Source organism: Actinoplanes sp. NPDC051470, from assembly GCF_040682035.1.
Lineage (GTDB): Bacteria > Actinomycetota > Actinomycetes > Mycobacteriales > Micromonosporaceae > Actinoplanes.
This window is the reverse complement of record NZ_JBFBAA010000002.1, coordinates 128194-151949: the sequence shown is the minus strand read 5'-3', so window position 1 is coordinate 151949 and position 23756 is coordinate 128194. Positions and strand designations below refer to the sequence as shown.

Below are 23756 nucleotides of genomic sequence, written 5' to 3'. Positions count from 1 at the left end.
ACGAGCTGCCGGTCGCCACCCCCGGTTCGGATCAGCGGTGCCTTGCCGTGGCGGCGGCGGGCGCCGCGGCCGCCTCGGCCGGGTCGACCGTCCAGTCGGGGTGACCGGGCATCGGCGGCGTCGTGGTGCCGTAGAGCCAGTCGTTGAGGAACGGGCGCAGGTTCTTGCCGGAGACCGCGGAGGCCAGGTTGACGAAGTCGTGGGTGTCGACCGACTTGCCGCGGTTCAGCTTGACCCACTCGCGCTCGATGCGCTGGAAGTCACGCTCGCCGACCTTCTGCCGCAGGGCGTAGAGGACGAGCGCTCCCCCGTCGTACACGTTGGGGTTGAAGACGTCCCAGATCACGTCGGCCTTCAGCGGCCGGGCGACCGGGCCGTAGTCCTTGCGGAGCTGGTCGCCCTCGGCGTACACCTGCTTGAAGTAGGCCTCGCGGTTGGGCATGCGGGTGTACTGCTGGAAGACCCCGGTCTCCTCGGCGTACTCCAGCTCGTACCAGGTGGCGTGGCCCTCGCTCTGCCAGACGCTGCTCCACTCGCTGGGCGCGACGCTGTCGCCGAACCACATGTGCGACAGCTCGTGCAGCATGATCGGGTCGAGGATGTACTTGGGCCGGGCGAACAGGCTGGTGTCGTACAGCGAGATGGTCTGGGTCTCGAGCGCGAAGCCCAGGCGGGTGTCGACGACCAGCGAGCCGTAGTTCTCGAACGGGTACTTGCCGACCTTGTCGATCATCCAGGTCAGCTGGGAGCGCTCGACCTCGGCCTTGGGCAGCAGGTCGTCGGCCAGCCGGCGGGGGACGACGTCGCGGATCGCGATGCCGTTCACCGGCGGGCGCTTCTGCAGCACGAAGTCGCCGACCGCGGCCTGGATCAGCTCGCTGGCCAGCGGCTTGGCCTCACGGTAGGTCGACGTGACGTACCCGTGGTCGCGCTTGTCGCTGACATGCGTGCCGTTGGCGACGGCGAGCCAGCCCACCGGAGCGGTCAGGGCGATGGTGTACGTCGCCATGTCACTCGGGTGGTCGTTGCTCGGGAAGTAGTTGTGCGACTGGTCCGGCTGCCCGGCCATGAACGTGCCGTCGGTGGTGGTCACGAAGCCGGCCGGGGAGCTGGCGTTGGCCTCGATCGGCGTCGCCGTGTAACCGCTCACCCGCACCCGGAAGCGCTGGCCCTTGGGCAGGTGGCGCCTGGGGGTGATGACCAGCTCGTCACCCTGACGGGTGAACTCGGCCCGGTCGCCGTTCACCCGGACGACGCCGACCGAGTCGCCGCCGAAATCGAGGTTGAACCGGGACAGGTTCTGGGTGGCCAGCGCCGTGATCGTCACGTCACCGGTCACCGTCTGCTTCGGATCCTTCTCCGGGTACGTCACATGCAGGTCGTAGTTCTGCACGTCGTAGCCGCCGTTGCCGAGCAGCGGATACAGCCGGTCACCGAGCCCGGCCGACCCGGGCGTGGGTCCGGCGCCCCCCGCGTACGCCGGCGCCGCGGCACCGACCGACCCGACCAGCACCGCCAGTAAGACGGCGAGGCCCTTCTTTGGTTGCGTTCTCATGGCCGGTGACGTTACGCGCCCATCCCATCACCGCAATTCGATATCTCTGCAATCAGCAGTCAACGAGTTTGCGATCTGTCCACGGTGGGCATGCGGTCGACCGTGAGGCAGGGGCAGACGATCGGCGATCGCTACCGCTTGCGGGAGCCGCTGGGCAGCGGCGGGATGTCGGTGGTGTGGCGCGCCGACGACGAGGTGCTCGGGCGCGAGGTGGCCGTCAAGGTCCTCTCCGCCGACGTCTCGGCCGACCCGATGGCGCTGACCAGGCTGTACTCCGAAGCTCGGGCCGCGGCCGGCCTGCGCCACGACAACGTCGTCGAGGTGTACGACTACGGCGAGACCCAGAGCAACGGCGTGACCATGCCGTACGTGGTCATGGAGCTGGTCCAGGGCCGCCCGCTGAACGCCCTGCTCAGCGGCGGTCCACTCCCCTGGCGGCTGGCCATGCTGGTCGGCACGCAGGTCGCCGCCGCCCTGGCCGCCGCGCACGACCGTGGCGTCGTGCACCGCGACGTCAAGCCCGCGAACGTGATCGTCTCGGCCGGCGGCGTCAAGCTGGTCGACTTCGGCATCTCCGCGGCGGTCGGCGAGCGCGACAACGAGGCCGGGCAGATCTTCGGTACGCCGGCCTACCTGGCGCCGGAACGCCTGAGCAGCGGGATGGTCCGGCCGGCGACCGACGTGTACGCGCTGGGCCTGCTGCTCTACATGATGCTGGCCGGGCGGATGCCGTGGAACGCGTCGACCACCACCCAGATGCTGCGCGCCCACCGCTACCGCGACCCGGCCGCGCTGCCCGCCGTGCCCGGCCTGCCCGCCGAGGTCGCCGACCTGGTCCGGACGTGCCTGGCCAAGGCGCCGTCGGACCGGCCGCCGGCGATCACCGCGGCCCGGGTGCTGCGCCAGGCGGCCGGCCTGCCGCCGCTGACCCTGCTGACCGGCCTCGGCGAGCCGGGCGGCGACGCGGCCGACGTGAACACCGAGGTGCCGACGGAGCCGGTCAGCACCGCGCCGGTGCTGCTCCCGTTGCACCGGCGGGCACTGGCCTGGCCCGGGCGGCACCGCCTGGCCGCCGGCGGCGCGGTGCTGGCCGCGGCCCTGGCGGTGGGCGTGATGTGCTGGCCGGCCACCGCGCAGGAGCGCCCGGCCGCGGCCCCCGTCCCCCTGAGCTGCCAGGTCAGCTACACGATGCGGGTGGTCGGCGAGGGCAGCGCGGCGGCGACGGTGACCGTGACCAACACCGCCACCGAGGCGATCGACGCGTGGACGCTGGCCTTCCAGCTGCCCGGCGACCAGCGGCTGGCCGGCGGGTCCGGGCTGCGCCAGTCCGGCGACGTGGTCCAGGCCCGGGGCCACGCGCTGGCGCCGGGCAAGGCGGCCACCAGCTCGTTCACCGCGACCTACGGCGACGCGGCCACGCTGCCGCAGTCGTTCACGCTGAACGACGTCGCCTGCCGTTCCGAGCTGTCCGTGCTCGGGCCGGCGACGATGATCACGGCCAAGCACACGCGGCCCACGCCCGTCGCCAAGATCACCAAGACCGCGACGAAGGCGAAGCCCCGGGCCGTCCCGCGGAAGCGCCACCCGGTGATCCGGAAGGTGCCGAGGCATCCGGCGCCGCCGCGGCTGCCCTTCCCACTGCCGCGCCCGCGGCATTGAGTGCTTCAGCCGATCGCGGTGCCGACCAGGTGGCCGATGACGTAGGTGACCGCCATGGCCAGCGCGCCGCCGGCGACCAGCCGGGTGATCGCCCGCCGGGTGGCGGCCCCGCCCAGCCGCGCGCTCAGCCAGCCGGTCAGGGTCAGCGCGACGGCCACCGCGACGAACGTCACCGGGACCCGCGCCGAGGCCGGCGGCAGCAGGATCGCGATCAGCGGGAGCAGCGAGCCGGCCGTGAACGCCAGCGCCGACGCGCCGGCCGCCCGCCACGGGCTGGTGAGCTCGTCCGGGTCGATGTGCAGCTCGGCGTCGGCGTGGGCGGCGAACGGGTCCCGGGCCGTCAGCTCCTCGGCCACCACCCGCGCGGTCGCCGGCGTGAGCCCCTTGGCCTCGTAGAGCGCCGCCAGCTCGTCGAGCTCCTGCTCGGGGAAGTCGGCCAGCTCGCCGCGCTCCTTGTCGAGCAGCGCCCGCTCGGTGTCGCGCTGGCTGCTCACCGACACGTACTCCCCCAGCGCCATCGACACCGCCCCGGCGGTCAGCCCGGCGACGCCCGCGGTCAGGATCGGCCCGGTGGCCGTGGTGGCGGCGGCCACCCCGAGCACCAGCCCGGCGGTGGACACGATGCCGTCGTTGGCGCCGAGCACCGCGGCCCGCAGCCAGCTGAGCCGGGTGAAGATGGCCTGGTCGTGAGGTTCTCCGGGGTGCACGGGCCAAGAGTAGGCCGCCCGCTCCGGCGGAGCGGGCGGCCCGGCGGTGGTCAGAAGTCGACCTTGGCCCACTTGCTCTGGTCGGCCAGGTCCCGCAACTGCAGGCCCTCGGCGATCTTCTTGATCTCGGCGTCCGACAGGGTGGAGCCGTTACCGTGCAGGCCGATCCGGTAGTCGTCGTGGACGACGGCGCAGCTCTCCCGGCCGGGCGTGCAGTGCACGCCCTCCTTGTCGGTGTAATCGGCCTTGCCCGGGTCCAGCCCCTTCAGCACGGTGATCTGCAGGTGGCCGGGCAGGACCTCGTCGATGCGGGTGGCGGGATCGGCGACCGGGCCCTTGTGCAGGAAGACCTCCGAGACGAATTCACTGGTGTCGGCCGGGGTCTGCCGCACCGCGACCGCCTGCCAGCCATCGGGAAGGTACCCGAACCGGTACGGAACCCTCAGGTCCTGCTTGCCCGCCGTGGTCAGGCCGGCCGCGATCTGCGCCGCCTGATCGCGCGGGAGGTCCGGACCGCCGTAGTTGGGCAGCAGCGTGGCCCACGCGCCGTCGTCATACTGCCAGGCCAGGGCGGCCATGACGCGCTTCTTCGACTCGTCGACGGGTGAGATGTAGGTCCAGTCCCGGCCCAGGGCCTCCCGGCCACCCACGGTCATCGGGTAATGATCGCCGATGATCAGGGTCGCGTTACCGGCGCCACCGAACGTGCTCGTGTCGTACACGTCCTTGTCGTAGACGGTGATCGTCGCGACGGCCAGCGGGTACGTCGACCCCTCGCCGAGCGTGATCCCGTCGTGGTAGACCGGCAGCTCGACGTAGCCGTCGGTGATCTTGGCCGCGGGACCGATCCGGAAGGCGCCGACCCGGTACGCGCCGAGGTCGGTGCTGAAGCTGACCTTCTTGACCGGGAGCGGCGGATCGATCCGCTCGGCCGGCGGCGGGGAGAACGACGACTGGGGTGTCGGCTGACCCGCCGCCGGCACGCCGCCGGGCCCGGCCCCGCCGGGCCCACCCAGGGTGGTCACGCCGACGGCGACGGCCACGGCGAGAACGGCGGCCACGCCCGATCCCAGGGCGACGCTCTGCCAGGCCCGGGCGCGGCGGGCCCGGCCGATGATGTCATCGGTGGTGGTTTGGGCCGGAGGCGGCGGCGTGCTCTCCAGCGACTTCAAGACGTCCCGCATGTGATACGACACGTTCGTTCCCTTCGTCCTCGTCGTGCAGGGTGATGTCTTCGGCGGCCAGCAGGGCCCGCGCCGTGGCCAGCCCTCGTGAGCTCTGGCTCTTGACGGTGCCCGGCCGGCACTTGAGGACCTCGGCGGTCTCCTCGACGCTGAGGCCCTCGAGGAACCTCAGGACGAGCACCGCGCGCTGCCGCGTCGGCAGCCTGCTCAGCGCGGCGTGCAGACGAAGCCGTTCGTCGATGGCGCCGGCGTGGTCGGGCAGCGCCACGTCCGGCAGCGCGGCGCCGTACGAGCGTTCGCGCCGCCACGGCTTCCGCTTCTCGCTGATCGCCGCGCGAACCACCATGGTGCGGGCGTACGCGTCCGGGACAGTGACCTTGTGCCAGCGCCGATACAGCTTGGCGAGGGTCCCGGCGGTGGCGTCCTCCGCCGTCTGCCAGTCGCCACACGTCACAAAGGCAAGGGCCCGCAATTGATCGAATCGGTTGCGGACGAACTCGCGAAAACTGTCCGAGTCATCGGTGTCCACTCCGTTGTGCTCCCTCCGTCGCGCTAAGAGGCTTGCCGCGGGCGAAAGGGTTGCACGCGCTCGCCAGTTTTTCTGAGCCGGCGTGGTATCAAGTGGGCGTGTTCGGTCGACTCGTGGCGCAGCATCGGCGACGGCTGGTGCTCACCCAGGAGGAACTGGCGTCGCGCACCGGCCTGAGCGTTCGTACCCTGCGGATGCTGGAGTCGGGCAGCGGTCGGATCCCCCGGCCGAGCTCGGTGCGCCTGCTGGCCGACGCCTTCGGCCTGGCCGGCACCGAGCGCGAGAAGTTCGTCGGGCTGGCGCTGCAACCGGCGGTCGAGGGGGCGCCCGCCGAGCTGCCGGCCGACGTGCCGGCCTTCGTCGGGCGGGCCGGCGAGCTCGACCAGCTCGATCAGACGCTGTCCGGCGCCGGGCCGATCGTGGTCTCGGCGGTCGCGGGCACGGCCGGGATCGGCAAGACCGCCCTCGTCGTGCACTGGGCGCACCGGGCCGGCCACCACTTCCCGGACGGCCAGATGTTCATCGACCTGCGCGGCTATGACCCGGGTGAGCCGGTGTCGCCGGGCGACGCGCTGGCCCGGCTGCTGGGCTCGCTGGGCGTTCCCCGCGAGGCGGTGCCGCGTGACGTCGAGGAGCGGGCGGCGCGGTTCCGGACGTTGACCACCGGCCGCCGGATGCTGCTGGTGCTCGACAACGCGGCCAGCGCCGAGCAGGTGCGGCCGCTGCTGCCGGGCAGCGGCTCCTGCCTGGTCGTGGTGACCAGCCGGGACGCGCTGGCCGGGCTGGTCGCGGTCAACGGCGCCCGGCGGCTCGACCTCGATCTGCTGCCGCGGCCCGACGCGTTGCGGCTGCTGCGCGGGCTGGCCGGCGAGCGGGTCGACGCCGAGCCGGAGATGGCCGCCACCTTGGCCGAGCTGTGCGGGCGGCTGCCGCTGGCGATCCGGATCGCCGCTCAACTCGCCGCGTCCCGGCCGCGGCTGCCGCTGGCCGACCTGGTCGAGGAGCTGGGCGACGAGCGCCGCCGCCTCGCCGTCCTCGACACCGGCGACGATCCGCGGGCCGCGGTGTCGACCGTGTTCTCGTGGTCGATCCGGCATCTGGCGCCGCCCGCTCGGCACCTGTTCGCGCTGCTCGGCCTGCATCCCGGCCCGGAGTTCGGGCCGGCCGCGGCGGCCGCGCTGGCCGGGACCGACGTGCCGGCCGGGCGGCGGGCACTCGCCGCGGTGGCCCGGGCCCACCTGGTGCAGGAGAACGGTCCCGGTCGCTATCGGATGCACGACCTGCTCCGGGCGTACGCGGTGGAGCGAGCCGTGGCCGAGCTGCCGGCGCCGGACCGCCGGGCGGCGCTGGACCGGCTGTTCGACTACTACCTGGCCGCCGCCGCGGCCGCGATGGACACCGTCTACCCGGCCGAGGCGAAGGGCCGGCTCAGCGTGCCGCCCTCCCCGGTCCCCCTCGGTGACCTGGCCGAACGGGAGGTGGCGGCCCGCTGGCTGGACACCGAGCTGCCGGTCTTCGCCGTGGTGGCCGCGTACACGGCGACGCACGGCTGGCCGGGTCACACCGTGCGGCTGTCGCAGACCCTGGGCCGCTACCTGGTCGGCGGCCGGCACGTCGACGCCGGGGTCGTGCACTCGCTCGCGCTGGAGGCGGCGCGGCGGCTCGGCGACCCGGCGGCCGAGGCCGAGAACCTGCGCGGGCTGGGCATCGCCAGCGTGCGCCAGGGCCGGTACGCCGCCGCGATGGACCAGATCGAGCAGGCCCGCCTGCTCTACCAGCGGGCCGGTGACGCGGCCGGCGCGGCCCGGGCGCTGGCCAACCTCGGCGCCGTCGAGCATCGGCGGTCCCGGTTCGCGGCGGCGGCCGGCCACCTGCGCCGGGCCCTGGCCGAGTACGAGCGGCTGGACGACGGCCCCGGGATCATGCGCTGCCTGATCAATCTCGGGTCGGCCGAGCTGCGGGTCGGGCGGGCCCACGAGGCCCGGGCGCATCTGGAGCGGGCCCTCGACGCCGCCCTGGCCGCGGACGACCCCGACCAGGAGGCCGCGACCCGCAACAACCTGGGCGACGTGGCGATGCAGCTGGGCCAGGTCGAGGCCGCCCGCGAGCAGTACGAACGGGCGCTGGCCCGGTTCCGCGAGCTCGGCGACCACAACGGCGTCGCCTGGTCGCTCGACTGCCTGGGATCGGTGCACACCCGCCTCGGCGACCCGTCCGCCGCGGAGGCGTACCACCGCCAGGCTCTTGATCTGTTTCAGCAGGTCAAGGACCGGGACGGGGAGCAGTGGTCGTGGAACGGGCTGGGCGAGGCGGCCTTGGCCGACGGGCGGCCCGACGACGCGCTGGCCCATCACGCGGCGGCCCTGGCGGCGGCCAAGGACACCGGCGACCCCAAACAGCAGGCCCGGGCGTACGCCGGGCTCGGCGCGGCGCACGACGCGCTCGGCCACCCCGGGGAGGCCCGGCAGCACCGGGAACGGGCGCTCACGCTCTATGCCCACCTGGGCGTCCCCGAGGCCGGAGCCCTCCGTGCGCAGCTCGGTCAGTAGACGGTGTAGCCGCCGTCGATGACCAGCACCGAGCCGGTGACGAAGGCCGCCGCGGGCGAGCAGAGGTAGACCACCGTGGGCGCGATCTCCTCGGGCATCGCGTACCGCTGCTGCGGCGCGTCCTCGATCCACATCCGGCGCAGCTCGGGCCGGTCGACCGGCGCCATCTCGGTCTTCACGTAACCCGGCGCCACGGCGTTGACCCGGATGTGGTCCGGCGCCCACTCCGCGGCGAGCGACTTGGTGAGCTGGTGGACGGCGGCCTTGGAGGCGTTGTACGGCGCCTGGGCCTGCGGCCGGTTGACGATCAGGCCCGAGATGGAGCCGATGTTGACGATGCTGCCACCGCCACCGGCGCGCAGATGACGACCGGCGGCCAGGCTCACCTTCCACACCGCGCGCACGTTGAGGTCGAACACCTGCTGCCACTCGTCGTCGGTGGCCTCCACCGCCGGGTTGTGGAAGCAGGCGCCGGCGTTGTTGACCACGATGTCGAGCCCGCCGAGCAGGTCGGCCGCGGCGTCGACGCCGCGCTCCACCTCGTCGTCGCGGGTCAGATCGGCGCTGATGCCGTGTACGTGCAGGCCGTCGCCGGCGAGCCGCTCGACCGCCTCCTGGTTCGCGCCGGCGTTACGCCCGACGAATGCGACCGACGCGCCGCAGTCGGCCAGCGCCCGCGTGAACGCATAGCCGAGGCCCCGGTTACCACCGGTGACCAGAGCCTTCTTGCCGGCCAGCGAAAACGCCTCGAGTCCGCGCGGAAATTCCATGCGGCCAGCTTAGGGCCTGTCCTGTCGATCAACCGGGGCTGCGGCTCTCGGCTGATCGACAGGAAAGGCCCTAGGTCGAACCCGCCGGGCTCGCGGTGGCGGTCAGGATCTCGGTCACGACCCGGGCGGCGGCGTCCCGGCGGCCCCGGGCCGAGGCGGCCGCGGACATCGCGGTGCGGCGGGCCGGGTCGGTCAGCACGCCGAGGACGCTCGCGTACAGGTTCTCCGGGGTCGCCGTGTCCCCGTCGAGCATGATGGCCGCGCCTTCCTCGGCCAGGCGGCGGGCGGTGACGCGTTGCTCGTCGCCGGCGGCATACGGGTACGGGACCAGGACGCACACCTGGCCGAGCGCGGTCAGCTCGGCCACGGTGCCGGCGCCGCTGCGGGCCACGACCACGGCCGCCGCGGCCAGCAGGTCGGGCATCTCGTCGTGGATGAAGTCGACGGCCCGGTAGCGGTGGGCGAGGTGGGCCGGAAGCTCGCGGGCGACCTGCTGCATCGCGACGTAGCTGTGGCTGCCGCACTGATGCACGACCTGGCAGTGCTCCAGCAGACCGGGCAGCACGCCGGTCAGCATCGTGTTGACCTGCTGGGCGCCGATCGCGCCACCGGTCACCAGCAGCAGGGGCACGGCCGGGTCGAGGCCGAACGCGGCCAGGCCCTTCGCCGGGTCGCCGTTGAGCACGGCGGGCCGGATCGGGTTGCCGGTGACGACGGCCCGGCTGCGGGCGCGGGGCGGCAGGTGTTCGAGCGAGGCCTCGTGGCTGAGCAGGACTCGGGTGGCGACCCGGGCCAGGATGCGGTTGGCCAGGCCGACGCCCAGCGTCTGCTCGTGCATCAGGTAGGGCACGCGGAACAGGGCGGCGGCGAGCCCGATCGGCACCGAGACGAACCCGCCGGTGCTGAACACCACCGCCGGCCGGGTCCGCGCCACCGTGATCACGGCCTGCAGGATGCCCAGCGGGATGCGGAACGCGTCGACGACGTTCCGGGCCAGGTCACGGGGCTGGAACGAGCGGCGGAGCTTGCCGGTGGTGACCGCCCGGAACGGGATGGCGTGGCGGGCCGCGATCTTGGCCTCGAGGCCGTCGGCCACACCGACCCACAGCAGCTCGGGGGTGGTGCCGATCTCGGCCAGCCGGGCCTGCAGGGCTTGGATCGTCGTCAACGCGGGGTAGGTGTGTCCGCCGGTGCCCCCGCCGGTGACGATCATCCGAAGCGCCTGCAGGCGCCGCGAGCTGTAGAGGGACAAGCCGAGCTACTCGACCGGGAAATCGAAGTAGGTGTCCGGGTAGGGCTCGTTCTCGAGGGTGTAGTGCCACCACTCGTTGGCGTACGCCAGGAACCCGGCGGACTCCATGATCGAGCGCAGCTGCTGGCGGTTCCGCGCCTCGTCCGGCCCGACCCCCTCGGCGCCGTGATGGGAGAGCTCGTCCATCAGGTCATGGTCGCCACCCATCGGCGTGAGCTCGCCGGTGGCCAGGTGGTAGATCGTCAGGTCGACCGTGCTGCCGCGGGTGTGGCCGGACTTGGTGGCCACGTACCCCTTCTCGAACATGTCGGCCCGGCTGATCCGCGGGTGGTACCGCTGCTTGATCCGGTCGTCGTCGGGCTCCTCGGCCCACCGCATGAAGCGGTCGACGGCGCGCTGGGGGCGGTAGCCGTCCCAGAGCAGCAGCCCGAAACCCAGCGTGGCCGCCTTGTCCCGCGCGGCGGCGAGGGCCTCACACAGGGCGTTGGAGCCGACGATCCGGTTCACCAGGTAACCATCCACCGGCTTGCCGGTGAAGTTGTCCCAGGTGGCGTACTTGGCGTCCCAGCGGACGCCGGGCACGGCCTCGTCGACGTAGGAGAAGTCAGTTTCCATCGGACTTGACCGCCAGCGCCGCCGACACCAGCCGGTCGATCACGTCGCCGAGCGAGAGCCCGGCCGCCTTCATCATCCGCGGGTAGCGGCTGTAGGAGGTCATCCCCGGCAGCGTGTTGACCTCGTTGAGGATGAAGTCGCCGCCCTCGGTGAGGAACATGTCCACCCGGGCCAGCCCCCGGCAGCCGAGCGCGGAGTAGATCGCCTTCGCGGTCTCCTGGGCCAGCTTGATCAGCGCCTCGGAGATGTCGGCCGGGACGACGAAGGTGGAGTTCTCGGAGCCCTCCTCGGGCTTCTCCTCCTGGTGGATCCGGAAGAAGCCGTGGGACAGCGCGATCCGGTCGGGCACGCCGACGAACAGATCGGTGCCGTTGCCCAGCACGGCGCAGCCGACCTCGCTGGCCACGACGGCTTCCTCGATCAGCACCTTCGAGTCGTACTGCCGCGCGACGGCCAGCGCTTCGCTCAGCTCTTCCTTGCTGGTCACCTTGCTGACGCCGAACGACGAACCCGACCGGGCCGGCTTCACGAACACCGGGTAGTCGAGCTGGTCGGCGTCGATGCCCTGGCTGGGCGTGACGATCCAGAACTTGGGGGTCGGGATCCCGGCCGCCTTGGTCACGACGTAGGCCAGGGACTTGTCCATGCACAGAGCGGAACTCTGCACATCGCACCCCACGTAGGGCAGGCCGGACAGCTCGAGCAGGCCCTGCATCGCGCCGTCCTCGCCCATCTTGCCGTGCAGCACCGGGAACACCACGTCCAGCTCGACCGTGCGGTAGCCGTCCTCCTCGAGGATCTGCAGTCCACGCACGCTGGCGTCGGGCGACAGCACGGCCGGCCGGGTGTTGCCGGCCTCCCAGTCCGGGCCGGGGGCGTCGCAGAGCTTCCAGGCGCCGTCCTTCGCGATCCCGACGTAGAAGGGCTCGTACTTCTCGGGGTCGAGACTCTTGGCGACCTCCTGCGCGGACTTGATCGAGATGGGGTGCTCCTCGGACTGGCCGCCGAAGAGGATTCCGATTTTCGTCCTAGCCACGCTGATTCTCGCTTTCAAACTTCAGACAGTTCCTGATGGAATTTTCAACAGTGTCGCTCAAGGCGTGATCGGTGTAGAACGCCGTGTGCGGGCTGACGAACACGTTCGGCATCTCCTGCAGCCGCAGCAGGGACTTGTTCTCGATGGGTGTCCGGCTGCGGTCGGCGTAGAAGATGCCTTCCTCGCCTTCGAGGACGTCCAGCGCCGCGCCGCCCAGTTTGCCGTTCTCCAGGGCCGAGATCAGCGCCTCGGTGTCGATCAGCGGGCCGCGCCCGGTGTTGATGACGTAGGCGCCGGGCTTCATCTGCTCGATGCGCTGACGGTTCAGCAGGTGGTACGTGTCGGCGTGCAGCGGCGTGTGCAGCGTGACGATGTCGCTCTGCTGGAGCAGTTCGTCGAGGGTGGCGTTGACCAAGGGGTTGGCCGCGTTGCTGTCGTACGCCATGATCTGGCAGCCGAACCCGCGCAGCCGGTCGATCACCGCGGAACCGATGCGCCCGGTGCCGACCACGCCGACGGTCATGTCGCGCAGTTCCCGCCCGCGGACGTCGTGCAGCCGGTAGTCGTGGATGTCGCCCCGCCGGATGATCGACTTCGCGTTCCGCACCGCCATCAGCATGAGCATCAGGGTGTAGTCGCCCACGCTGTCGGCCGAGTAGACGATGTTCTCGACCGCGAGCCCGACGGACGCGGCGTACGCGATGTCGATGTGGTTGAAACCGATGCTCCGGGTCGAGATGTACTCCACGCCGGCCTGCTTGAGCGCGTCGAGCGTGGCGTTGGTGATCCTCGTCTTGTGGCTGACGCTGATGTGCCGGTTGCCGTGCGCCAGGGCGACGTTGGCCTCGCATATCGGCTCGTCCGTGATGGTGGGTACCACGCCCAGCCGGGGCGCCGCCGACCGGAACAGGACGGCCTCGTCCCGCTCACAGCCATAGATCGTGATTCCCAGCGTCACGTGCGGTTCCTTCCGTGTCGGCGTGGCCCGAGCCGCGCCGTCCAGCTTGTCCCCACTCACGACGCTGCGTTGCCGGTGAGCGCGCGGCCACGGCGGGTTGCCGTCACGAGCAGCAAATCCAGCAGCCGAGGATAACCAACGCGCGCCGCGGGCCCTCGGCGGCACTGCTCTGCGGTATATCAGCATCTGGCGCGGGCCCGAGTGCCATGGATAGGTAAGAACCAGCCCTACGAGCGAGAGCGGCCATCACAGAGAGTCGATCGGCGACCACAGCACCGAGGGGCCGGCACCTGCTCGAAGTCACTCATGCGGCCCGAGGATACACAGCCGCGCCACGTTCGTCATCACCGGAGAGTGAGCAATTCGCGCGTCGGTGTGGAGTGATCATGAGCTCCTCGATCAGGTCCTCCGGAAATTACACAAACGCCCCGACACCCATGTCCCCGGCCACGATCCGGGCGGTCTCCTCGGCCGCCTGGCTCAACGAACCCAGCGCCGCGACCTGGACCGGCGGGGCGACCACGACCCGCGGGGGCCGCTCGCCGTCCGCGGTCTCGACCAAGGCCACCACGGCGTCGGACACCTCGCGCGCGTCGCCGCCGTGTTCCGCCGAGCGGGTGGTGATGGCGGCGACAAAACCGCCGAGCGCCGCGCCGTAGGGCTCCATCCGCTCGGCGTCGGCCGGGAACGCGCCGTTGGCGCCGATGCTGGTCGGGTACGGCGCCGCCTCGACGACCACCGACTCCACCCCGAACGGCGCGAGCTCGTGCCGCCACGCCTCGGTCAGGCTGCCCAGCGCCGCCTTGCTCGCCGCGTACAGCCCCGAGAACGGCACGGTGACCCGCCCGGCGATCGATCCGATCTGGATCAGCACGCCACTCCTCTGCCGCCGGAGCTGGGGCAACGCGGCCCGGCTGACCCGCAGCGCCCCGAGCACGTTCACGTCGAGCTGCCGCGCCGCCTCCTGGTCGGTGAACGCCTCGACCGGCCCCGCGAAGATCATCCCGGCGTTGTTCACCACCGCGTCCAGCCGCCCGGCGTCGTCCAGCACCGCCGCGACCGCCCGGTCCGCCGCCGCCTGATCGGTCACGTCGAGCTCGACGACGGTCAGATCCGGCGAGTACGCCGTGAGCTCCGCGGCCGCCTTCGCATTGCGCCCCCGCACGTCCCGCAGCCCGGCGAAGACCCGGTGACCGCGGTCGGCCAGCGCTTCCACGGTCAGCCGCCCGAAGCCACTGCTCGCCCCGGTCACCAGCACCACACGCTTCATCGTCGCTCCCTCGTCCGGTTGAAATGGGGTACCGCCCCACTTAACTGGGGTGGCACCCCACTTGTCAACGACCTAGGATCTCGGACACATGAGAGCCGACGCGAAACGCAACTACGACCAGATCCTGGCGGCGGCCGAGGCCGAGATCGCCCGGTCCGGCGCGGATGCCTCGCTGGAGAAGATCGCCCGCGACGCCGGCGTCGGCTCGGCCACGCTCCATCGCCACTTCCCCTCGCGCCAGTCGCTGCTCGAGGCGGTGTTCCACGACCGCGTCGAGGTGCTCTGCGCGAAGGCCCGCGAGCTGAGCACGGCCGCCGATCCGGGCCGGGCGCTGGCCGGCTGGCTGCGCGACCTGGCCGTGTTCGGTGCGACCACCCGCGGGCTGGCCGAGGCCATGCTCTACGCGACGCCCGCGGTCAGCGACTGCGAGGTCATGCTGCGCGACGCCGGCGGCACGCTGATGCGGCGGGCCCAGGCGACCGGGGACGTCCGGGCCGACGTCGCCATCGACGACCTGCTGACCGTGGCCAACGCGGTCTCGCTGGCCACCCGCGACGCCACCGACGCGGCCCGGCTGGTCACGCTCGCCATCGAGGGCATCGGCGGCCCGGCCGGACACAGTGGAGGTTGACGGCCGGGGTCACTGTTCGGGCATGAGTCGTGTCGTCGTTCTGGGGGCCGCCGGGCGTACCGGTCGCCTGATTGTCGAGGAGGCGGCGCGGGCCGGCCATCAGGTCACCGCTGCCGTCCGCACCCCATCGAATCTTTCTCACGAGGTCCGCGCCGACGTGCGCGACCCGGCGAGCCTGCGGGACGCGATCCGCGGTCACGATGTGGTCGTGTCGGCGATCGGACCACCCGGGCGCCGGTCGAACGGGCTTTACTCGGCGGGCGCGCGAGCCACGGTCGAGGCGATGCGGGCGGCCGGCGTCACCCGGCTGCTCACGATCAGCTCGGTCGGCGTGCGCCCCGACGACCCGAACTTCTCCTGGTGGTACCGCTACCTGGTGCGGCCGATCGCCAAGGACCTGTACGCCGACATGCGGCGCATGGAGGACATCGTGCGCGCCACCGACCTCGACTGGACGTTCGTCCGCCCGACGTACCTCCAGGACCGCCCGGCCACCGGCGCCTATCGGGTCGGCGACAACGAGATGCCGCCCGGTGGCCTGCGGATCACCCGCGCCGACCTGGCCGGCTTCATCGTCGAGGAGCTTGATCAGCACCGGTGGTCGCGACGGGCGCCGAGCCTGGCCGAATGAGGTGACCGCTTGACCCACGCGCCCCGCGGGTGTTGCCTCTCTACTTAACGAAGGTTCAGGCCCGCGGCGAACGGAGCGTCCATGACGACGATCGGCGTGATCCGCGAGACGGCCCCCGGGGAACGGCGCGTGGCGCTGGTGCCGGCCGATGTCGGCCGGCTGCGCGGCGCCGGTCACGAGGTCGTCGTCGAGACCGGGGCCGGCGCGGGCGCCTGGCACCGGGACGAGGCGTACGCGGCGGCGGGCGCCCGGGTCGCCGGCCGCGCGCAGGTGTACGCCGACAGCGACATCGTGCTGTGCCTGCGCCCACCGGACGACCTCGACGCGCTGCACAGCGGACAGACGCTGATCGGGCTGCTGGGCCCGCTCGACGATCCCGGGGCGCCACAACGGCTGGCCGCGGCCGGGGTGACCGCGCTCAGCCTCGACCGGCTGCCCCGCACGCTCAGCCGGGCCCAGGCCATGGACGCGCTCACCTCACAGGCCAATGTGGCCGGCTACAAGGCCGCGCTGCTGGCCGCCGACGCATACGGCGGCTTCCTGCCGATGCTGGTCACCGCGGCCGGCACCACCCGCCCGGCACGGGTGCTGGTGCTCGGCGCCGGGATCGCCGGACTCCAGGCGATCGCGACGGCCCGGCGGCTGGGCGCGGTGGTCACCGGGTACGACGTCCGGGCCGCCGCCCGCGCCGACATCGCCTCGACCGGCGCGGCTGTCCTCACCCTGGACGCCCCGGCGGCCACCGGCGAGGGCGGCTATGCCCGGCGCCTGACCGACGAGGAGGCGGCCGAGCAGCGGCGGGCGCTCGACGAGGCGGTGGCCGGTTTCGACATCGTGATCACGGCGGCCCAGGTCTTCGGCGGGCGGCCTCCCCTGCTCGTCACCGCGTCGGCGATCGCCGAGCTGCGACCCGGCGCGGTCGTCGTCGACGTGGGCGGCAACGTCGCCGATGCCTCTTCACCGGGCGTCACCATCGTCCGGGCGCCCGACTTGGCCGCCCGGGTTCCGGAAGCGGCCTCCGCGGCGTACTCGAGAAATGTCTGTGCCCTTCTCGCCACGCTCCCGATCGACCCGGCCGACGAGGTGCACGCCGCCCTGCTGATCAGCCCGGTCGCCGAGGGGGTGGCGTCATGAGCGCGCTGCTGATGGCCGACATCACCGTCTTCGTGCTGGCCGTCCTGGTCGGCTTCGAGGTGATCAGCAAGGTGCCGGCCACGCTGCACACGCCGCTGATGTCCGGCGCCAACGCGATCCACGGCATCGTCATCGTCGGCGTGATGCTGCTCGCGGCCACCACGAACTCCCTGGCCGGGTATGTTGTCGTGTTCGTCGCGGCGGCCTTCGCGGCGATGAACGTCACCGGCGGCTACGTGGTCACCGACCGCATGCTGACCATGTTCCGCACCGGCCGGAAGGCGCGGTCATGAGCGGCTTCGACACCACGGTCCACCTGGTCTATCTCGCCTGCGCGAGCTGCTTCGTGATCGGGCTCCACCTGATGAACGCGCCGGCCACCGCCCGCCGCGGCAACCAGGTGTCGGCGGCCGGGATGGGCGTCGCCGTCCTGGCCACGGTGGCCGTGCTGGTCCACGGCGGCCAGATCACCGCGGGCGCGGTCGTCGCCCTGGCCGCGGGCGTCGCCGCCGGCGGCGTGGCCGGGCTGGTCGCCGCCCGCCGGGTCCAGATGACCGCCATGCCCCAGCTGGTCAGCCTGTTCAACGCGGTCGGCGGCGGCGCGGCCGCCCTGATCGCCCTGGGTGACGCGCTCGGGCACGCCACGGCCCTGATCACGACGGTGCTCGACCTCGTCATCGGCGCCCTGACCCTGAGCGGCTCCCTGGTCGCCTCGGGCAAGCTCGCCGGGCTGATCCCGGGCCGGCCGCTGATCGTGCCCGGCGGGCGGTGGATCACGCTGCTGCTCGCGCTGGCCACGGTCACGCTGGCCGGGCTGCACCTGACCGGCCGGGGCGGCGTCGCGGCGCTGGGCGGGATCGCGGTCGCGGCGCTGGCCGCCGGGGTGCTGCTGACCCTGCCGATCGGCGGCGCCGACATGCCGGTGGTGATCTCGCTGCTCAACGCCTGCACCGGCACGGCCGTCGCGATGGCCGGGTTCATCGTGGGCAGCAGCCCGCTGATCATCGCGGGCGCCCTGGTCGGCGCCGCGGGCGCGATCCTGACCCAGCTCATGGCCACGGCGATGAACCGGTCGATCGGCTCGATCCTGGCCGGTGGCTACGGCACCGGCGACGAGTCCCCCGCGGCCGTCGGCGGGGCGCCGGTCCGCGAGATCACCGCCGAGGACGCGGCGCTCCAGCTGGCGTACGCGAAGAAGGTCGTGGTGGTCCCGGGTTACGGCCTGGCCGCGGCGCAGGCCCAGCACGAGGTGGTCGCCCTGGCCCGGGCGCTGGCCGAGCGTGGCGTGCACGTCAGCTACGGCATCCACCCGGTGGCCGGCCGGATGCCCGGTCACATGAACGTGCTGCTGGCCGAGGCCGACGCGCCCTACGAGCAGCTCAAGGACCTCGAGGAGATCAACCCCGCGTTCCCGGGTACGGACATCGTGCTGGTCGTGGGGGCCAACGACGTGACCAATCCGGCCGCCCGCCGGCCCGGCAACGCCGTCTCGGGAATGCCGATCCTGGACGTCGACCGGGCTCGCGGCGTCATCGTCATCAAGCGCTCGCTGGGCCATGGCTACGCCGGCATCGACAACGAGCTGTACGCGCTGCCGAACACCTCGATGCTGTTCGCCGACGCCAAGCGCGGCCTCGGCGCCCTGCTCACCGGCCTGCGCGAGTACGCACCTCAATAATTCGGCCTTTCGAGGCAACCCGATGATCGGCCCTTGCCAATGCCATGATCATGCTCGAATATGAATCCGCAATCTGACCCGACAGATGTTTGCCGTGGCGGCGGCTCACTTGTCACATGTTCTCGCGTGTGAGGGGCCATTGTCCGCCGATCGAAATATCGCGATCGCATTCCGCGGGGACGGGAACCGGCTCGCGCTCGGATCGCCCAGCCGCGAGCTGATCCTCTGGGACACGTCGTCGCCCGGCCGCCCGGTCCAGATGGGCGCCCTGAGCGGCGGAGGCGGAATCACCGTGGCCGCCTGGAACCCCGCCGCCGTGGCCCTGCTCGCGACCATCTCGGCCGACGGCAGCGTGGCCGGCTGGCGCGTCGTCGACGACCGCCCGCCCCAGCTCACCGCGACGATGCCCGGCTCGCGGGAACGGCCGCAACACCTGGCCTGGCTGTCCGAGGGCAAACGGCTGTTCGGCGCCACCTCGGTCGGGCACATCACGGTGTGGGACACCGACGGCACCCCGCGGGCGCGCCGGGGCCGGTCGATCGAAGGGCTGGTCATCGCCGCGTACGGCTGGGCCTCCGCCACCGTCCTGGTCTCCCACCTCGGCCACCTCGAGATGTGGAACCCGGCGACCCAGTTCGCGAAGTCGCGCCTGCTGACCGGCCGGGTCGTCGCCTCGGCGCATTCCGGCAGCCTGCTGGCCCTCGCGCACGAGGACGGCCTGATCGAGATCGTCGACCACGAACTCGAACGGGTGGCCGGCATCCGGCACCGCGCCCCCGCGCCGGCCGCCCTGGCGTTCTCCGAGGACAGCCGGGCCCTGGTGGTGGCGGCCACCGACGGCTCGCTCACGGCGCTCGGCGCCGATCGCGACATCTGGTGGCACCGGCCGGGCGACGGGACGCCACCCGCCGCGATGGCGGTCGCCTCCGGCCTGATCGCCGTCGTCGGAAACCGCGGCCACGTGACCATCCTGCGCATGGCCGACGGCTCCGAAGCGGGGTAGATCCATTGGCGGACGTCGATTGACTTGATCTTGCGACCGCCACTACTGTCCGGCCGCGTGTACGGGGTGATGGCGTGGTTCGCCGAGAAACCGGTTGCGGTTGAATGGATCGAGCGTCACGCGGCCGCCGCGGCGCCGTTGATCCCCGACGAATATCGGCGCCACGAGATCGGCGGCGACGACTGGGGTGTGCGGGTGCGCCACGCGCCGCCGGGACCGTTCCGGTGGCCGGTCGTCGCGACCGGCGACGGCATCACCGCGGTGTCGCTCGGGCTGCCGGTCGGGCTCGACACCTCCGGCGGCCCGGTCCGGCTGGCCGGGCGGCTGCTCGCCGGCGAAGACGTGCACGCCGACGTGGTGCCACCCTTCACGTTGATCGCGGTCGACCGTGCCGAGCGGTTCGCGATCCAGCAGGACTGGCTGGGCATGGGACGGCTGTTCACCGCGACCGCGAACGGTGTCACCGCCTTCGCCGACCGGCCCAGCCTGCTCGCCGCGTTCCTCTGGGGCGCCCGTGAGCCGGACGTCGAGGGCTGGTGCTCGTACACCGCGAGCGGGCACTTCGGCGGCGACCGCTCCCCCATCCGCGGCGTGCGGCTGATCAGCCCCGGCGAGCGGTTCACCGGCGCCCGGCGCCCGGACGGCGGCTGGACCGTGACCTCATCGCGGCGGCGGTCGGTCGACGACGTGGTCGCCTCGGGCCTGGCCGCGCGGGCGGCCGGGCCGGACGCCGCCGTCGCCCTCGCCACCGAGGGCCTGCTGGCCACGGCCAAGGGCATCGACGGCCTGTACGGCGACGACATCACTATCGGCCTGTCCGGCGGCAAGGACTCCCGGGTGATCGCGGCGGCGTTCCTGGCCACCGGCCGGTCGGTCGGCTTCTCCACCAATGTGGATGTGCCGGCCGAGGGTGAGACGGCCCAGGAGCTGATGCGGATCGCCCGGGCGAAACACGGGATCGAGCCGCCGCACCGGCTGGCCCACGTCGCCGCCCCCGCCGACGTGCTCGGGGTGAAGCTGGCCGACCGCACCCGGCGCCTGCAGGATCTCTACGACTTCCAGTTCCCGTCCACGTACGTGGTGCGCCGGGCCGCCGCGCGCCAGTTGCCCACCCCGCGCGGCGCGTCGATCAGCGGCGCCGGCGGCGAACTCGCGGTCGCGTACTGGTATCCGGCCGATCCCGCCACCGACCTGGACCGGGACGTCGCCCGGCGGACCGCCGTCAGCCACCTGACCAGCGCCGTCCCGGCCGGCACGATGGACCCGGACGCGCACGCCGCCGAACGCGCCCGCATCGCCGCCGTGGCCGACCGCGCCGACGCCCTCGGCCTCGAAGGTCAGGCCATCGTGGACTACGTCTACCTGGTCGAACGGGTCCGCCGCTGGTACACCTCGGCGTACCTGTTCGGCGTGTTCACCCCGTTCCTCTCACCGGCGTTCGTGGCCGCGTCGTTCGCGCTGACCGCCCCCGAGAAGCGGGCGTGGACGCTGCACCGCGGTGTCCTCGACCGCTTCATCCCCGAATGGTCGGACGTGCCGTTCGTCAGCGGCCGGGCGGTCACCCGGTCGACCGCCACGGCCGTCTGGGACGGCGACGGCGTGCCGGCCATCAGCGACCTGCTGGACACCACCGGCGGCCCGCTGACCGCGATCATCCGGCCCGCCGCCGTCCGCGAGGCCCTGCGCGACTGCGTCGGCGGCGCACCCGCGGCCCACCGGCGGTCGTCGCTGCTCCAGCAGTTCACCACCCTGGCCGTCGCCACCCACACCCTCCAGCCGGACGCGGTACGCCACGTCACCCCCACCACGTACCGCCGGCTCACCGCGCCCCGGCGGACCATCCCCGCCCGGCGGCTGCTCGGCATCGCGGTGCGGCGGTTCCGGTTCGTCCGGCGTACCCGGCTGGGCCGGCGCCTCTGGTCGGCCGTCCGTGATCGGCTGACCTGAGCCACCTGGTAGACCTGGGGACGTGACCGTCGCCCTGGCCCTGTTCGCCGCGCTCAGCTACGGCGTCGGCGATTTCGTCGGCGGCCTCGGCGGCCGCCGCTCCCACCCCGCCCTGATCCCGATCGCCGTGCAGATCGTCGGCGTCCTGGCCGCCGTCGTCTCGGTGCTGGCGATCGGCGGAACCCCGACCCCGCACGTGCTGCTGTGGGGGGCGATCAGCGGCCTGGGCAGCGGCATCGGCAACGCCTGCCTGCTCCGCGGCCTCGCCGTCGGCCGCATGAGCGTCGTCGCGCCGCTGAGCGCGGTGATCACCGCGGCGCTGCCCGCCGTGGTCGGCCTGCTGGCCGGCGACCGGCTGACCTGGTGGGGCTGGGCCGGCATCCTGCTGGCGCTGCCCGCCGTGGCCCTGGCCTCCCGGTCCTCCGACGGCGGCGCCTTCCGACCGGCCGACATCGGCTACGGCCTCGGGGCCGGCGTCGGCTTCGGCGTGCTGTTCGTGGCCCTCGACCGGGCCGGCGCCGACGGCGGGGCCTGGCCGCTGCTGCCCGGCCAGGTCGTCGCCCTCATCGTTGTCCTGGCCGTGGCGGCGCCACAGATCCGCTCGATGCGGCGCGCCGGCCGCCCCCTCCCCCTCGGCGCGGCCCTCCGCTGGGGCGGCGCCTGCGGCTTCCTGGGCTCCTGCGGCAACCTGCTGTTCCTGCTGGCCACCGGCGCCGGGCAGCTGACCATCGCCGCCGTACTGACCGGCCTCTACCCCGCCGTCACGGTCACCCTGGCCGCGATCATCCTGCACGAACGCATGAACCGCAGCCAGCGCACCGGCCTGGCCGCCTCGGCCGCCGCGATCGTCCTGATCGTCACCGGCAGCTGACCCGCCGAACCCGGCCCGCCGCTCAGCCGCCGGGTTCGCCCGCCACCTAGCCGCCGGGTACGGTCCGCAGCTCAGCCGCCAGGTTCGGCCCGGCGGCTTCGCTGCCGGTTCGGTCCGGCGGATCGGGGTTTTGGTCCGGATCATGATGGGTACGGGCTCGTTCGTGCGTACCGACGTCATTGCCCGCGCCGCGCTCCTCGGAGCCGCCGCCGGCGCACGCAGCGCCACCCCTCTCGCCGCCCTCGCCCAACGAACCGGCAACCCGTGGGTCAGGGCCGCGGCGGCGGCGGGCGCGGCGGGCGAGCTCATCGCCGACAAACTCCCGGGTACGCCCAGCCGGCTGCGCCCCGCCCCACTCGGCGGGCGCCTGGTGCTGGGAGGGCTGGCCGGCTTCCTGTACGCCCGGCGCAACCACACCAACGTCGTGCTGCCCACCATCGCCGCCGCGGCCACGGCGGTCGGCGCCAGCTACGCCGGGGCGGCTTGGCGGGCCTTCGCCGCGCAACACCATTTCGCGGTGCCGGCGGCACTCCTCGAGGACGCCGCCGCCCTGATCGTCGCGGCCACGGTCGCCAACGACGACCCCCTGCCGCCCGAACCCGCCGCGCTCACCAACCAGCCCTGAGCCAACCGCGGCGCCCACCGAGCCGGCGCGATCGGCGGGGTCCCTTGTGTCGCGCTACCACCGACGGCTTCTCGGCAACATGATCGGTATTCTGGGCGGGCAGGCGCCCTCCGGGACCTCGCGTCCGGTCAGGCACCAGCGCCCGGCCGGCGCTAACCTGGTCGGCCGGCTGCGCGACGGTGGGGCTCGCCGGACCGGAACCGTGGCCGTGCGCGGCCGCCAACAGTCCTTACCTGGCCCTCGTCGTGCGCGCCCGCATGCGGGGTGAAGACCATCAGGTAGGAGACGCCGACCGTGACCGACCCCGTCCTCGGCCGGCCGGACCACCCCAGGCCGCCCCGGCAGGCACAGATCCTCGCCGTGATCGCGGCCGGCGGCGTGCTGGGCGCCTGCGCCCGCTACGGTGCCGGCCTCCTCTGGCCGACCACGCCCGGCGCCTTCCCCTGGACCACGTTCTGGATCAACGTCACCGGTTGCGCCCTGATGGGTGTCCTCATGGTTCTGATCACCGAGCGACCCCGGCCTCACCCGCTGATCCGGCCGTTCCTCGGCACCGGGGTGCTCGGCGGCTACACCACGTTCTCCACCTACGTCATCGACGCGCAGCACCTGTTCGACGGCGGCCTGCCCGGCGTCGCGCTGATCTACCTCGTCGCCACTCTGGCGGCGGCGCTGCTCGCGCTATGGGGCGCGGCCGCCGTCACCCGTGGGCTGACCAGGACGGAGTCCGCGTGAACTGGCTGATGGTCATCGCCGGCGCCATGATCGGCGCGCCCCTGCGCTATCTGATCGACCGGGCCATGCAGGCCCGCTTCGGCACGGCGTTCCCGTGGGGGACGTTCGTCGCGAACCTGGCCGCCTGCATCGGCCTCGGTCTGCTCACCGGCGCCGCGGGCGCGGTCGCGGTGCCCGACGCCCTGCAACACCTGATCGGGCCGGGCCTGTGCGCGACGCTGAGCACCTATTCCACCTTCTCCTTGGAGACGGTCCGCCTGGCCGAGACCGGCGCGATGTTCCGCGCCGCCGCCAACGCGATCGGCAGTGTGGTCGCCGGCCTCGCCGCCGCCTATCTCGCCAGCCATCTCGCAGCCGCGCTGCTCGGTTGAGCAAGGACCGCGCAGCCCGAGCTCCGAAGGCCCAACCCTGTCTGTA

23 protein-coding genes are annotated in these 23756 nt (G+C 72.8%); 13 read left to right on the top strand and 10 right to left on the bottom strand.

Annotation, left to right across the window (positions count from 1 at the left end; genetic code table 11):
* Nucleotides 1-31: 31 nt before the first annotated feature.
* Nucleotides 32-1555, bottom strand: a complete 1524-nt coding sequence (locus AB0M54_RS05805; RefSeq protein ID WP_364469372.1) for a M1 family metallopeptidase — start codon at nucleotides 1553-1555, stop codon at nucleotides 32-34.
* 102 nt (nucleotides 1556-1657) lie between these two features.
* Between AB0M54_RS05805 and AB0M54_RS05800 the strand changes: the two genes are divergently transcribed.
* Entirely contained in the window at nucleotides 1658-3214 is a 1557-nt protein-coding gene (locus AB0M54_RS05800) for a serine/threonine-protein kinase (RefSeq protein WP_364469370.1), read from the top strand.
* Between the two features lie 5 nt (nucleotides 3215-3219).
* Here AB0M54_RS05800 and AB0M54_RS05795 read toward each other — a convergent pair whose 3' ends face one another.
* Genes AB0M54_RS05795 through AB0M54_RS05785 form a run of 3 tightly spaced genes read right to left on the bottom strand, consistent with a single transcriptional unit; the run spans nucleotide 3220 to nucleotide 5634 of the window.
* Nucleotides 3220-3921, bottom strand: coding sequence for a VIT family protein (locus AB0M54_RS05795; protein WP_364469368.1), 702 nt, complete (start codon nucleotides 3919-3921; stop codon nucleotides 3220-3222).
* Between the two features lie 50 nt (nucleotides 3922-3971).
* Nucleotides 3972-5105 carry a hypothetical protein gene (locus tag AB0M54_RS05790; RefSeq protein ID WP_364469366.1) on the bottom strand — a complete coding sequence of 378 codons (1134 nt, stop codon included), beginning with the start codon at nucleotides 5103-5105 and terminating at the stop codon, nucleotides 3972-3974.
* Nucleotides 5041-5634 carry a SigE family RNA polymerase sigma factor gene (locus AB0M54_RS05785; protein ID WP_364319980.1) on the bottom strand — a complete coding sequence of 198 codons (594 nt, stop codon included), beginning with the start codon at nucleotides 5632-5634 and terminating at the stop codon, nucleotides 5041-5043. Before AB0M54_RS05785 ends, AB0M54_RS05790 begins: the two co-directional genes overlap by 65 nt.
* 98 nt (nucleotides 5635-5732) lie before the next feature.
* Here AB0M54_RS05785 and AB0M54_RS05780 point away from each other — a divergent pair, with 98 nt between their 5' ends.
* Nucleotides 5733-8183, top strand: a complete 2451-nt coding sequence (locus tag AB0M54_RS05780) for a tetratricopeptide repeat protein (protein ID WP_364469364.1) — start codon at nucleotides 5733-5735, stop codon at nucleotides 8181-8183.
* Here AB0M54_RS05780 and AB0M54_RS05775 read toward each other — a convergent pair.
* From AB0M54_RS05775 to AB0M54_RS05750, 6 genes are all read right to left on the bottom strand, one after another.
* A complete protein-coding gene (locus tag AB0M54_RS05775) occupies nucleotides 8177-8953 on the bottom strand; it encodes a glucose 1-dehydrogenase (RefSeq protein ID WP_364319976.1) in 777 nt (258 codons plus the stop codon). The genes AB0M54_RS05780 and AB0M54_RS05775 overlap by 7 nt on opposite strands.
* Nucleotides 8954-9023: 70 nt before the next feature.
* Nucleotides 9024-10205, bottom strand: coding sequence for a UDP-N-acetylglucosamine--N-acetylmuramyl-(pentapeptide) pyrophosphoryl-undecaprenol N-acetylglucosamine transferase (locus tag AB0M54_RS05770; RefSeq protein WP_364319974.1), 1182 nt, complete (start codon nucleotides 10203-10205; stop codon nucleotides 9024-9026).
* Nucleotides 10206-10211: 6 nt separating this feature from the next.
* Nucleotides 10212-10820 (bottom strand): D-Ala-D-Ala dipeptidase VanX, encoded by a 609-nt coding sequence (gene vanX, locus AB0M54_RS05765; RefSeq protein ID WP_364319972.1) that lies wholly within the window; start codon nucleotides 10818-10820, stop codon nucleotides 10212-10214.
* The gene (gene vanA / locus AB0M54_RS05760) at nucleotides 10810-11856 is read right to left on the bottom strand and encodes a D-alanine--(R)-lactate ligase (protein ID WP_364319970.1); all 1047 of its coding nucleotides are present in this window, start codon (nucleotides 11854-11856) and stop codon (nucleotides 10810-10812) included. The genes vanX and vanA overlap by 11 nt, the downstream gene beginning before the upstream one ends.
* Nucleotides 11849-12814: a D-isomer specific 2-hydroxyacid dehydrogenase family protein gene (locus tag AB0M54_RS05755; protein WP_364469362.1), complete on the bottom strand. Its 966-nt coding sequence runs from the start codon at nucleotides 12812-12814 to the stop codon at nucleotides 11849-11851. The genes vanA and AB0M54_RS05755 overlap by 8 nt, the downstream gene beginning before the upstream one ends.
* Before the next feature lie 415 nt (nucleotides 12815-13229).
* Nucleotides 13230-14084, bottom strand: a complete 855-nt coding sequence (locus tag AB0M54_RS05750; RefSeq protein ID WP_364469360.1) for an SDR family oxidoreductase — start codon at nucleotides 14082-14084, stop codon at nucleotides 13230-13232.
* 88 nt (nucleotides 14085-14172) lie between these two features.
* Here AB0M54_RS05750 and AB0M54_RS05745 point away from each other — a divergent pair, with 88 nt between their 5' ends.
* The 11 genes from AB0M54_RS05745 (at nucleotide 14173) to crcB (ending at nucleotide 23710) form a co-directional block, all read left to right on the top strand.
* Nucleotides 14173-14715 carry a helix-turn-helix domain-containing protein gene (locus AB0M54_RS05745; RefSeq protein ID WP_364469358.1) on the top strand — a complete coding sequence of 181 codons (543 nt, stop codon included), beginning with the start codon at nucleotides 14173-14175 and terminating at the stop codon, nucleotides 14713-14715.
* Between the two features lie 22 nt (nucleotides 14716-14737).
* Complete coding sequence (locus tag AB0M54_RS05740) at nucleotides 14738-15346, top strand: SDR family oxidoreductase (RefSeq protein WP_364469356.1); 609 nt, start codon at nucleotides 14738-14740, stop codon at nucleotides 15344-15346.
* Between the two features lie 81 nt (nucleotides 15347-15427).
* Nucleotides 15428-16480 (top strand): NAD(P) transhydrogenase subunit alpha, encoded by a 1053-nt coding sequence (locus AB0M54_RS05735; RefSeq protein ID WP_364469354.1) that lies wholly within the window; start codon nucleotides 15428-15430, stop codon nucleotides 16478-16480.
* A complete protein-coding gene (locus tag AB0M54_RS05730) occupies nucleotides 16477-16773 on the top strand; it encodes an NAD(P) transhydrogenase subunit alpha (RefSeq protein WP_364469352.1) in 297 nt (98 codons plus the stop codon). The genes AB0M54_RS05735 and AB0M54_RS05730 overlap by 4 nt, the downstream gene beginning before the upstream one ends.
* Entirely contained in the window at nucleotides 16770-18158 is a 1389-nt protein-coding gene (locus AB0M54_RS05725) for an NAD(P)(+) transhydrogenase (Re/Si-specific) subunit beta (RefSeq protein WP_364469350.1), read from the top strand. The genes AB0M54_RS05730 and AB0M54_RS05725 overlap by 4 nt, the downstream gene beginning before the upstream one ends.
* Before the next feature lie 139 nt (nucleotides 18159-18297).
* Nucleotides 18298-19161, top strand: coding sequence for a WD40 repeat domain-containing protein (locus tag AB0M54_RS05720; protein ID WP_364319954.1), 864 nt, complete (start codon nucleotides 18298-18300; stop codon nucleotides 19159-19161).
* A gap of 57 nt (nucleotides 19162-19218) precedes the next feature.
* Nucleotides 19219-21108, top strand: a complete 1890-nt coding sequence (locus AB0M54_RS05715; protein WP_364469347.1) for a hypothetical protein — start codon at nucleotides 19219-19221, stop codon at nucleotides 21106-21108.
* Nucleotides 21109-21130: 22 nt separating this feature from the next.
* Nucleotides 21131-21979 (top strand): EamA family transporter, encoded by an 849-nt coding sequence (locus AB0M54_RS05710; protein ID WP_364319950.1) that lies wholly within the window; start codon nucleotides 21131-21133, stop codon nucleotides 21977-21979.
* 142 nt (nucleotides 21980-22121) lie between these two features.
* On the top strand, nucleotides 22122-22604 hold the full coding sequence (locus AB0M54_RS05705) for a hypothetical protein (RefSeq protein WP_364319948.1): 483 nt from the start codon (nucleotides 22122-22124) through the stop codon (nucleotides 22602-22604).
* Between the two features lie 294 nt (nucleotides 22605-22898).
* Nucleotides 22899-23339 carry a CrcB family protein gene (locus AB0M54_RS05700; protein ID WP_364469345.1) on the top strand — a complete coding sequence of 147 codons (441 nt, stop codon included), beginning with the start codon at nucleotides 22899-22901 and terminating at the stop codon, nucleotides 23337-23339.
* On the top strand, nucleotides 23336-23710 hold the full coding sequence (crcB, locus tag AB0M54_RS05695) for a fluoride efflux transporter CrcB (protein ID WP_364469343.1): 375 nt from the start codon (nucleotides 23336-23338) through the stop codon (nucleotides 23708-23710). Before AB0M54_RS05700 ends, crcB begins: the two co-directional genes overlap by 4 nt.
* Nucleotides 23711-23756: the final 46 nt, after the last annotated feature.